Here is a 13,488-nt window from a genome sequence, read left to right as displayed (position 1 = left end):
ATTGCCGACACGATATTCGTCCTATTTCATACGGCTAGGAGGGCATTTCTATGGATCCAAAAGATATTTTTCGTGCGGTACAAACAGGAGAAATAAATTCTGAAGATGCCGAAGCACGATTGCGCCAATTGATGGGCGGGCTTTCGGATGAATCTTTGGAAGAATCATTGGAAGTCCGGTCACAGGAATCAACTTCAGAGGAATTGTCTCTTTCGCTACAGCCATTGGACAGCTTTCACGGACCGGAGAAGGAGAGCAACGGCGAAACGGAAGTGCCGCCGGTGGTTCAATTGCAGGAATTTGAGCATGGCATTGTCCTGTTAACAATGAAGGATACCGTGCACAAAAATACATTTTCCGATGAACTGATTGTGGGCCTGAACCAGGCGTTCGCTACGGTGCAGGCTAACGAGAACTATAAAGTCGTGATTCTGACGGGATATGACACCTATTTTGCCACAGGGGGTACGCAGAAGGGATTGCTAGCCATTCATGAGGGAAAGGCGAAATATAGCGATACCAATGTTTACAAGATTGCACTGGATTGCAAGCTGCCAGTCATTGCTGCTATGCAGGGACATGGAATTGGCGCAGGCTGGTGCATGGGGATGTTTTGCGATTTTATCGTGATGAGTAGAGAAAGCATCTACACCACTAATTTTATGAAATACGGCTTTACTCCCGGTGCGGGCTCAACCCTCATTTTTCCTGAAAAATTCGGAGTTAGCATGGCGCAGGAAATTTTATTCACTGGTACTAGATATAGCGGTTCAGAGCTGGAGTCCAAAGGGACTCCTTTTCCTGTTCTGCCGAGAAATGAAGTGGTGCCGTACGCAATGCAGCTGGCAAGGAAACTGTCCGAGTCGCCAAGAGAGTCATTGATTGAGCTGAAAAACCATATGGCTCAGCCGATTAGAGAAAAGCTGGCGGCTACGATTGAGAAAGAAATAAAAATGCAGGACAAAACGTTTGTGAATCAGCAAGAGGTCAAGGAACGGATTCAGACGGCCTACGGACAACTTCCGAATAGCGATGGTACGCACAAACTGCTCAAGCAGGCGGATATGAAAAAATCTGTGCCCAGTATGCCGCATGGTCAGGAGAAGGATTCTATCGCAATTATTGGCATGGCGGGTCAGTTCCCCAAATCTAAGACATTGACTGAGTTCTGGGATAACCTGGCTCAGGGCAGGGATTGTATATCGGAAATTCCTTCAACACGCTGGTCCATTGATGAATATTATGATACTGATCCCAAGGCTGAGGGGAAAACCTATAGCAAGTGGATGGGTGTGCTAGAGGATATAGATCGATTTGACCCGTTGTTCTTTAATATTTCTCCTGCGGAAGCAGAGATGATGGACCCTCAACAGCGTTTATTTCTGGAAAGTAGCTGGAAATGCATTGAAGATGCTGGATTGAATCCAGCCTCACTGTCGGGGAGCCGTTGCGGTGTTTTTGTAGGTTGTGCAGCTAGTGATTATGGAAGGTCCATGAGCGGACAGGGATTGAATGCGCAGGTTCTTATGGGAGGAGCGCCTTCCATTTTATCGGCTCGGATTTCGTATTTGCTTAATTTGAAGGGCCCTTCTCTGGCGATTGATACCGCATGCTCTTCCTCTCTGGTAGCTATAGCTGAAGCTTGCAACAGCCTTGTTTTAGAAACAAGCGATCTTGCTTTGGCGGGCGGAGTAATGATCATGGCAGGGCCAGGGATGCATGTCATGACCAGCAAAGCAGGAATGCTGTCCAAGGATGGACGATGCTTTACTTTTGACGCCCGTGCAAACGGGTTTGTCCCTGGAGAAGGGGTTGGCGTTATTTTATTAAAACGGCTCTCTGATGCAATCAGGGACAAGGACTCCATCTATGGAGTTATCCGGGGATGGGGAATGAACCAGGATGGGAAAACCAACGGCATTACCGCTCCAAGTGTAAATTCACAGATTTCGCTTGAAAGTGAGATTTACCAGCGGTTCAATATTAATCCTGAAACGATCTCTATGGTAGAGGCCCATGGGACAGGTACCAAACTGGGCGATCCGATCGAAGTGGAAGGGCTTACCGAAGCTTTCCGATCCTATACGAACAAAAAGGGCTATTGTGCGCTGGGATCGCTGAAAAGCAATATGGGACATATGCTAACAGCGGCCGGAGTAGCTGGCGTAATGAAAGTGCTCCTCGCCATGAAACATCGGCAATTGCCGCCAACCATCAATTTTGAATCCCTAAATGAACATATTCCTTTGGAGGAAAGCCCGTTTTACATTAACACCGGGCTACAAAAGTGGGAGTCCAAACCGGGGATACCTCGACGTGCAAGCGTCAGTGCTTTCGGGTTTAGCGGTACTAATGCGCATATGGTTATTGAAGAATATGTGCCTGTAGCCTCTGAGGTGCAGCTGAACCCAGTCGATCAAGATAACCCAGTGCTATTTGTACTTTCTGCCAAAAGCGAACAAGCCCTGAAATCCTATGCCGCCGACATGATGGAATTTGTTAAATTGCACGAAAGCACTAAGCTGTCAGACCTGACTTATACCCTGCAAGTGGGCAGAGAGGCTATGAACTGGCGCCTCGCGTTTTTGGCGGATTCAAGAGAAAATCTGGTCGATGAGCTGGAACATTTTGTGAATGGCAACTCGTCGGACAAGGTGTTAACTGGACAAGTGGACGATGCTAGAGGCGAAATTGAACTTTTTGATTCTGACGAAGATACTGGAACCCTCGTTCGGACCTGGCTTCAGAATAAAAGAATTGATAAAGTAGCCAAATTATGGACTAATGGCGCAACTATTGAATGGGATGCACTTTATGGAGCAACCAAGCCCCAGCGAATCAGTCTGCCGACCTATCCTTTCGAGAGGGAACACTATTGGTTGTCTGAGACAGACATGGGCCAGGAGAATATAAACCCGGCTATGACCGCCCAAATTCACCCTTTGCTGCATCAAAATACTTCCGATCTCTCCGGGCAGCGCTACGACTCCACCTTTACAGGCCGGGAATTTTTCCTAGCAGATCACCGAGTCATAGGCCAACCGACATTACCTGGGGTGGCTTACCTTGAAATGGTGCGAGCGGCCGTCGAAGAAGCAGCAGGGGATGTCATGGAGGGTGAGACCCGTATTCAACTGAGAAATGTAGTATGGGCTCAGCCCATCGTTGTAGCTAACAAACCGATCAGGGTACACACCAGCCTATATCCTCAGGACGATGGAGCGATTGCGTTTGAAATATACAGCGGCGTGGAAGAAAACGCCGAAGATATTATACACAGCCAGGGGATAGCTGTGTTGGAGAGAAGCGGTGAGCCGCAGTACCTGGACCTGAATGTTTTACAGGCAGAATGTATTCACAGTTCTCTATCTTCAAGCCAATGCTATGAAGCTTTCAGAGCTATGGGAATAGACTATGGCCCGGGACACCGGGGGATCGAGACCATCTTACGGGGAAAGGATTTCGTGCTGGCAAAGCTGTCCCTTCCATCCAATGTATCTCATACCCAAAGTGAATTTGTATTGCATCCGGCTGTAATGGATTCAGCCTTGCAGGCCACAATCGGCTTGGTGATGGATCGGGAAGAACATGTGTCTGAAGGCAACCTCTCGGTACCCTTTGCCTTGCAGGAACTGAAAATATTCGAAAAATGCACTTCTGTGATGTGGGCACGGATTTCCAGACAAGCGAGTGAGGAGACACTAAATGGATTGAGCATAGTACATATCGATCTCTGCGACGAGACCGGAAAGATTTGTGTGCAGCTCAAAGGGCTCTCATCCAGAGAACTGGAAAAAGGAGCAGGGCAAGCAGATTTCGTCGAGAATGTGGGCACACTCATGCTGGAGCCGGTCTGGGAGGAGGAGGCAGTCCTTGCAGGAGAGAACGCGTTCAAAGATATACGGCATATTGTGATCCTGTGCGAATTTGAAGGTATTTCCAGAAAGGATATTGCAGCTCGTATGGATGGTACTCGCTGCATTGTTTTACAGTCATCGAGTAATGACTTGGATGCGCGGTTTGAAGACTACACTATTCAGATATTTGAAGAATTGCAAAATATAATGCTGGACATACACAAACAAAAAACTTTGCTGCAAATTGCAGTCCCTGCCCGAAATGACCACCAGGTTTATTCCGGGTTCTTTGCCATGCTGCAAACCGCCCAGAAAGAAAACCCGAATGTCATGGGTCAACTGCTAGAGCTTAATGCCAAGGATGGTCCTGAGGGGATTATTGCAAAAATACAAGAGAACCGTTACGGCCAGTACGGCGAACGGATACGATATCATGGCGACAAGCGACAGGCTTTAAAGTGGCAAGAAATTGAAACCTTGCGTGAAGATGCAGCCCAGCCATGGAAAGATGGAGGGACCTATCTCATCACTGGCGGTCTAGGCGGCCTGGGACTGATTTTTGCCAGAGACATCCTGTGCAATGTGAAAAACTCCACCGTCGTACTGGTAGGACGATCACCTCTGTCAGCGGATAAACAGACCTTGTTAAGCGAATTGGAAGCGCTGGAAGGTCATATAGAGTACAGACAGGTGGACGTGGGTCAAAAGGAAGCGGTCACCGAGTTAATTCATGGCATCGTCGAGCAATATGGCGGTCTTAACGGTATTTTGCACACAGCAGGAGTGATACGGGACAACTTCATCATCAAAAAGACGATAGAAGAAGTTAGAGAAGTGCTGACTCCCAAAGTCTCAGGGTTGATCCATCTAGATCAGGCCAGCAGCTCCCTGCCTCTGGATTTCTTTATCCTGTTTTCTTCCGGCGCCGGAAGTGTTGGCAATGTAGGTCAGGTTGACTACTCTGCTGCCAATGGCTTTATGGATGCTTATGCTTCTTATCGAAATGCTTTGGCGGCAGGCAAGCAGCGCCAGGGGCACACGCTGTCGATCAACTGGCCGTTGTGGAAGGACGGTGGGATGCATGTCGATGGGGAAACGGAAAAGGCAATGCAAGGTCTGGGCATGATTGCCATGGAAACAGAGAGTGGAATAAAGGCTTTGTATCAAAGCTTATCTTCCGGTAAAAGCCAGGTCATGGTTATCGAAGGGTATCCTCAAACGATTAAGACGGCCATTCTGGGACAGCCTTCAGGAACAGAGATTTCAGGCCGTTCCAGAATGGAAGATGGGGAAGCCTCGATTATCGGCGAAGAATGGCTAAGAGAAAAAGCTGAAGACTATTTGAAAACATTGCTTTCGGCTGTAATCAAGCTGCCAGCTGAAAGTATAAATGTAAATGCGCCTATGGACAGGTATGGGATTGATTCCATATTGGTCATGCAGCTCACGAATGAATTGGAGAAAACGTTTGGCTCACTGCCGAAGACATTATTTTTTGAATATCATAATCTTCGCTCATTAACTGGATATTTTCTTGAATCGCACCACGGCCGGCTGGTAGACGTTTTAAAAGCGCAGGAGAAGAATGCGGCTCCTCATAAAGTGGCGAACGAACCTGCAAAAGCAGCAATAGAGCCTTTGACTTCGATCGCTGCGAGTCGCAGACGTACATGGCCTTTCCTGACAGGTACGCAGCCCCATCAGGAAGAGAAGGGCTTGGACATTGCCATTATAGGGATATCGGGAAGATATCCGGGGGCAGCAGGTATCCAGGAGTTCTGGAAAAATCTAAGGGATGGGAAGGACTCCATCACTGAGATTCCCAAGGAGCGTTGGGACCACAGCCTGTACTTTAATGAAACTAAAGGGAAGCCCGGGAAAACCTACAGCAAGTGGGGAGGGTTCATCGATGGGGTGGACTGGTTTGACCCGTTGTTTTTCAACATTTCGCCAAGAGAAGCGGAAACAATGGACCCTCAAGAGCGCCTTTTCCTGGAATGTGTGTATGAAACCATAGAGGATGCGGGCTATACGCGCGAAACTCTTGGTGCAGACCGGGGACTTGGCGGCATGGAAGGCAATGTTGGCGTTTATGTCGGAGTAATGTATCACGAATATCAGCTTTATGGAGCCCAGGAACAAGCCAAAGGGAATATGCTCGGGCTTCTCGGGAATGCTTCGGCGGTTGCCAACCGTGTATCGTATTTTTGTAATTTTCATGGACCAAGTATCGCTGTGGATACGATGTGCTCTTCGTCACTGACAGCAATCCATATGGCCTGTCACGGACTGCAGCATGGAGAATGTGAACTGGCGGTTGCAGGGGGAGTCAACGTTTCCGTCCATCCTAACAAATATCTATTACTCGGACAGGGAAGCTTTGCATCAAGCAATGGGCGGTGTGAAAGCTTCGGACAGGGTGACGGATATGTGCCAGGAGAAGGAGTCGGGGCTTTGCTGCTCAAGCCGCTGGCCAAAGCTATAGCAGATGGAGACCGGATATATGGCGTCATAAAAGGTACTGCAGTGAATCACGGAGGAAAAACCAATGGATATACCGTACCCAACCCTAACGCACAGGCTAGCGTGATTGGGCAGGCTATTCAGGAGGCGGGAATCAACCCTAGAACCATTAGCTATATAGAGGCGCATGGGACAGGAACTCCTCTGGGTGATCCGATTGAAATTGCAGGCTTACAAAAGGTGTTCCGGGAATATACCAGAGACAAGCAGTTCTGTTCAATTGGGTCTGCCAAGTCTAATATCGGACATTGTGAGAGCGCAGCCGGTATTGCTGCGGTGACAAAGGTGCTGTTGCAGTTGAAATATAAACAATTGGTGCCTTCACTGCATTCAAGCAAGTTAAATCCCAACATCGATTTTAGTGATAGTCCTTTTAAAGTACAGCAGACATTAGAGGAATGGAAAAGACCTGTCGTATCCATGGATGGTGAAATCAAGGAATATCCAAGGTTGGCAGGAGTCTCGGCCTTCGGGGCAGGTGGGTCTAACGCGCATGTGGTAATTGAAGAGTACATTCCAGCAGAGACTGGTCAGCTGCAAGCTGCTCCTGCGTCTCTTCATCCTGCCATGATTGTGCTATCGGCCAAGAACAGGGAAAGGCTGAACGAGCAGGCGCAAAGATTGCTATCTGCCATTAGAGAGCTGAATGACCCGCGTATAGGTCTCGCAGATATCGCCTACACGCTGCAGATCGGACGAGAAGCGATGGAAGAACGGCTTGCGATCATCGCCACATCCATCCAAGAGCTGGATTGGAAATTGGAAAGCTTCCTGCTGGAAAAGGAAGGTATAGAAGAACTGTATAGAGGACAGGTAAAGCGCAACAAAGGAGTATTGGTCACTCAGGAAATCGATGAGGATATGGCTAAAATGGTGGGTGCATGGGTGAGCAAAGGTAAATATGGAAAGCTCGCCGAGCTTTGGGTGACAGGACTGCTGTTGGACTGGAATAGGCTTTATGGGGAAAAGAAGCCTCGCAGGATTAGTTTGCCAACCTATCCTTTTGCCAGAGAAAGCTATTGGGTGCCCGTAAACCAGGTAAAGACCGATGGTATGACAGCCACCCTAGGCCAGTCTGCATTTTTGTCGCCTTTACTGCACCACAACACTTCAAACTTCTTGAAGCAGCGGTTCAGCTCAACGTTTACAGGCGAGGAATTTTTCCTCAGAGATCATACGGTAAAAGGCCAACGGATTCTACCAGGCGTCGCTTATCTTGAGATGGTGCGGGCGGCTGTGGAACGCTCTATAGGAGATGAGGACAACTGCACAACAGGAATCCGGTTGAAAAATGTAAACTGGATTCGGCCAATTGTGGTCGAAGATCAGCCATTCCCAGTACACACAGGCCTATTTTTGGAAGACGCGGGAAAAATCAGCTTTGAGGTATATAGTAAGCAAGCAGGAAGCGATATCGGACATACCGTGCACAGCCAGGGCAATGCGGTGCAGTTTAACGTAGAACAAAAGTCAGTGCTTAACCTAGAGGCACTACGGGCAGAATTTGATCCACATGGATTTGAGGGAGCGCGCTGCTACGATATCTTCCAAAAAATCGGGATGGATTACGGCCCAGCCTTCAGGTGTGTGGAGAAAGTGTATACACATCCGGGCAAGGTACTGGCCAAGCTAGCATTGCCCTCCGTGCTCTCCGATTCGGCTGACAGCTTTGTTCTTCACCCTAGCCTAATGGATGCGGCCTTGCATGCATCCATTGGATTAATCATGGGTCAAGATGGAGAGCTGCCGGACAGCACAGTACCCAATACGCCTTCTATGCCATTCGCCCTTCAAGAGATCGAAATCCATGGGGCATGCACCCAGAATATGTGGTCGTTGATTCAATACAGCGAGGGCAGCAAGAGAGAGGACAAGGTACAGAAGCTCAATATCGACTTATGTGATGAGGAAGGGAACGTTTGTGTCAGAATAACGGGACTATCCACCCGAGCGCTGGACGGAGATATCCGCACTGAGCATGCACAAGGCGTAGTTGCAGGAGATCATGCCGCCGATCCGCTTGTAGGAGCCGTTATGCTCATCCCCAAATGGGACCCGGTTGCGCTTAAAAAAGAATCAGCTTTCCCATCTTCGACAGACCGAATGGTCATTGCAGGTGGTACGGACAAAGATAGACAGGCCATCCGGGAATATTATCCGAAGGCGCATTTTTTGGAGCTGCAGGCGCAGGATTCCATAGAAACGGTTGCCTCAAAGGTTGAAGAATATGGAGCCGTTGACCATATACTGTGGATTGCACCTACGATTTCTGTCGAATCGGTCACTGCTGAATCCTTGATTGAGGAACAGGAGCCCGGAGTCTTGCTCTTCTTTAGAATGGTCAAGGCGCTGCTCCTGCTGGGGTATGGGACGAAAAAGCTAGGCTGGACCATCATAACCACCCAGGCTCAGTCGATCGATCAGGACGATACAGTCCACCCGGCCCACGCAAGTTTGCATGGGTTGGTAGGCACGATGGCCAAAGAATATCCGAACTGGAAGGTTCGTATCATAGACCTGCAATCCGACTATGACTGGCCGTTATCCGAACTATTTACGCTGCCTTCAGACCGTCAGGGACGGATGTGGGTTTTCAGAGGCGGTCAGTGGTATCGCCAGCAGCTGATTCCGTTTAAGCAGACTCCAGGCTCAAAAGGACAGACGCTGTACAAAACCGGAGGTATCTATGTGGTTATCGGTGGTGCAGGCAACATCGGAGTGGCGTGGAGCAAGTATTTGGCTTCGACCTATCAGGCCCAGATGGTGTGGATAGGCAGAAGGCCAAAGGACGCGTCCATCCAGGCTAAATTGGACGAATTTAAAGGCCACGGACCTGTTCCATACTATATTACGGCAGATGCAGCAGATGAAAGGTCGCTGCAGGGGGCATATGAGGAGATAAAGCAGCGGTACTCCAAGATCAACGGCGTAGTCCACTCTGCCATTGCCTTTTTGGAGAAGGGGTTGGAAGATTTGACGGAGGAAGGGCTCCGGTCCGGGCTTTCAGCAAAGGTCAATGTCAGTGTGCGTATGGCTCAGGTTTTTCAAAATGAACCGCTGGATTTCGTGTTGTTTTTCTCTTCTATTATTGCCTATGTAAAAAATCCGGGACAAAGCAGCTATGCTGCCGGATGTACCTTTAAGGATGCGTTTGCGCAGCGGCTTTCACAGGAATGGCATTGCCCGGTGAAAGTCATGAACTGGGGATACTGGGGGAACGACGCAAACAATACCTCCCAAGACAGGCAGCAAGAAGTCGATAATTACTCAAAACTAGCGCAGATCGGCGTCGGACTTATTGAGCCTCACGAGGGGATGGAGGCACTTGAGACGTTGCTTGCCTCACCGCTGGGTCAAATGGGACTGATGAAAACAACAAAACATTTGGAGCTGGAAGGGACTAATCCGGCGGAAGCAATTGGCCTATATCCGCACAACACGGATCCCGATCTTCGGGATATACAAGAAAGTATGGCTGTAGTAATCAAATCAAAAGACCAGTTTGCCGAGGATTATGCGGCAGAGGATGCTGGCAGCCTGCAGGAAAAGGAATTGGAACACCTTCTGGGCAAGCTGTTGCAGGAGCAGCTTTGGTCCATGGGGCTGTCAGGGACAGATCGTCAGTCTGTTGACGAGTTCAAACATAAGCATGGACTGTCTGAGTTATACGGCAAATGGCTAGGTGAGAGTGTAAAGATTTTGGCACGGCTGAATGATGCCCTTACAGATGGAAATGGCTCCAACTCGACTTATCGAGAGGATGTCTGGCAGGAATGGGAAGAGCACAAGCATACATGGCTGAAATATCCGCAGATGCGGGCGAGGGTACATTTGGCTGAGACAACGCTGCGGGCGTTGCCTGAAATTATTACCGGCCAATGTCCTGCAACGGAAATCATGTTCCCCAATTCCTCGATGGAATTAGTGGAAGGGATTTATAAAGACAGTCTGGTAGCCGACTATTTTAATGAAGTTCTTTCCGATACGATCGCCGCCTATGTTCAGCAGAGAATTATGAGCGACTCTGCTGCAGAAATCAGAATTCTCGAAATTGGAGCAGGCACCGGAGGAACCAGCAACACCGTATTCCTCAAATTACGGCCATATCGCAAACACATTCAGGAATATTGTTATACCGATATTTCGAAGGCCTTTTTGATGCATGCGGAAAAAGAGTATGGGCCAGACAATCCGTATCTTAGTTATCGAATATTTAATGTGGAAGAACCTATTGCTGGACAAGGTATTGATGCGGGTAAATATGACATTGTCATTGCTGCCAATGTGCTTCATACGGCAAAAGATATTCGTCAGGCATTGCGTAATGCGAAAGCGGCTTTGAAAAGCAACGGCCTGCTTCTATTAAATGAACTCATGGGCAGCAGCGTGTTTACCCACCTTACCTTCGGATTGCTGGATGGCTGGTGGGCTTATGAGGATTCGGAATTACGTATTCCCGGCTGCCCTGGACTTTATCCTCACGTATGGAAAAGCGTATTGGCCAAAGAAGGCTTTCACACAGCGTTTTTCCCGGCACAGGAGGCGCATGATTGGGGCCAGCAGATCGTTGCAGCCCAAAGCGATGGCTTGGTTCGGCAAATGCGACAGCCAAAGCAGAAATCCCTATCGATAGAGAATAGAACCGTTGAAGCAGGATCAATAAAACAATCAGCTCAGCCCAAAAGAGAGGCAGTACAGGCGGAATCAGCGGAATCAGATAATGTGCTGCGCAGCAAAAGTACGGCCTACTTTAAAAATTTACTTGGCGAAACTCTAAAAATGGAACCGGGAAGCATCGACTCTACGGTTGCCCTGGAAGAGTACGGGATCGACTCGATATTGGTTGTGCAAATCACCAATGTTTTGCGTGAAGTGATCGAGGATTTTGCCAGCACCCTGTTTTTTGAGTACAACACCATAGATGATCTGGTAGCGTACCTGCTTCAAACGCAAAAGGATTCGTTGAAGAAGCTGGTAGGTATGAAGGAGACAGAGATGAGCGAAGAAACTTCCAGAGTGGAAGAAGTCCCTGCTCCACAGGTAGTCGATATTGTCCCGATGAGGTTTGCACAGGAAGGACGCTTTCTTAAGCCGTCTGCCAGTAAAGGTGAGAAGCCGCAGGAGCACTCCTCTAATATCAGAGATATTGCGATTGTGGGCTTGTCCGGGCGCTATCCAGGAGCTCGTAATGTAGAGGAATATTGGAACAACCTAAAAGAGGGTAAAAACTGCATCACTGAAATTCCGAAAGATCGTTGGGATTGGAAGACCTACTTTGACGAAGAAAAAGGAAAACGAGGTACCATCTATACGAAATCAGGCGGCTTTATCGATGGAATCGATTTATTTGATCCGCTATTTTTCAAGATTTCTCCTGCAGAAGCCGAAACTATGGACCCGCAGGAACGGCTCTTTCTGGAAGCTGCATACGCAAGTATAGAGGATGCCGGATATACCCCTGCCAATCTTTGTGAGAGTCGTAAAGTGGGCGTATTCGCAGGCGTGATGAATGGAAATTACGGTTTGGGACCTCAATACAATTCCATTTCCAATCGGATATCCTATCATTTGGATTTCCAAGGTCCAAGTATGACCATCGATACCGCTTGTTCCTCCTCATTGACGGCTATCCATCTAGCTTTGGAAAGTCTGTATAGCGGTATCAGCGAGTGCGCTATTGTCGGAGGGGTCAATTTGATCGTAGACCCAATCCACTATATCAAGCTGTCAGCGATGACGATGCTTTCGAAAACTGGCGAATGTAAGTCGTTTGGAGACCAAGCGGATGGATTCGTTGATGGGGAGGGCGTCGGCGCTATCGTGTTAAAGCCGCTGGAGAAGGCTATTGCAGACGGTGACCATATTTATGGTGTCATCAAAGGGAGCATGCTCAATGCTTCAGGTAAAACCAGTGGTTATACCGTGCCTAGCCCTCAAGCTCAATCTCAACTGATTGAGGATGCGCTACGGCGTTCGAATGTTGATGCAAGAACCATCAGTTATATTGAAGCCCATGGAACCGGCACGGCTTTGGGAGACCCTATTGAAATTGCCGGATTGACCAGGGCTTTTGAGAAATTCACACAAGACAAGCAGTTCTGCGCCATAGGTTCGGTCAAATCCAATATTGGTCACACCGAGAGCGCAGCAGGCATTGCAGGAGTAACTAAAATATTGCTGCAGCTTAAGCATCGCCAGTTAGTACCGTCCTTACATTCTAGGAAGTTGAATCCTGAAATTCATTTCAGCAATACTCCTTTTGTCGTTCAGCAGAATCTAGAAGAATGGAAGAGACCGGTAATTACAACCGATGGAATCACTCAGGAGTGTCCGAGACGGGCTGGAATATCGTCTTTCGGTGCAGGTGGGGCCAACGCTCATATCGTGATTGAAGAGTATATTCCCGAGGTTCAGGAGCCATCAGGAATAGAACCTGCTTCTCAGGGACCTGCGATGATCGTGCTATCAGCCAAGAGTGAGGAGCAGCTTAAGGAAAAAGGACGACAGCTGCTTGAGGCTCTTCAGGGTCAGCTATCCTCGGCCAGCATATTGGATATTGCCTATACGCTCCAGGTGGGACGCGAACCGATGGAGGAGCGTCTAGCCATGCTCGTGGATTCGATCACAGATCTTGAGGAGAAATTAAAGGAATTTGTGGACGGACGCCACAGCATGCTCAACCTGTATAGAGGTCAAGTAAAACGCAACAAAGAAGCGTTGTCCATTTTTACGGGGGACGAAGACCTGCAACAACTGATTGAACATTGGATTTCCAAAAGGAAATATACAAAGCTTCTGGAGCTGTGGGCCAAAGGGCTAAATTTGGATTGGGAAAAAGTTTATACGGGGAAGGTACCTCACCGTATCAGCCTGCCAACCTACCCATTTGCAAAAGAGCATTATTGGACTTCGGATAGCAAGGATCAATTAAAAGCCCACGCATTACTGTCGCAAAATGAAAGCAATGTAGATTTTGATGATCAATTGTGCGGCAGACTCTTGGATGAAATGATGAACGACGCCATGTCTGTTGATGAGGCCGCCAATGAAATCTTCAATATATTCATACGTAAATGAGAAGTTTCTACATGCTGGGAGGCAATCGAAG

At 48.4% G+C, this 13,488-nt stretch carries 1 protein-coding gene; it reads left to right on the top strand.

The window, feature by feature from the left end; genetic code table 11:
- Window positions 1-50 precede the first annotated feature (50 nt).
- Window positions 51-13,457 carry an SDR family NAD(P)-dependent oxidoreductase gene (locus HFD99_RS02465; RefSeq protein WP_167440795.1) on the top strand — a complete coding sequence of 4,469 codons (13,407 nt, stop codon included), beginning with the start codon at window positions 51-53 and terminating at the stop codon, window positions 13,455-13,457.
- Window positions 13,458-13,488: the final 31 nt, after the last annotated feature.

The organism is Paenibacillus sp. EKM301P (genome assembly GCF_011800295.1).
Taxonomy (GTDB): Bacteria; Bacillota; Bacilli; order Paenibacillales; family Paenibacillaceae; genus Paenibacillus; species Paenibacillus polymyxa.
This window is presented reverse-complemented; position numbering and strand designations above follow the sequence as displayed.

Bases quoted from the DNA above. Each gene is read 5' to 3' on its own strand.
- HFD99_RS02465 (WP_167440795.1), top strand. From the start codon at position 51: ATGGATCCAAAAGATATTTTTCGTGCGGTACAAACAGGAGAAATAAAT.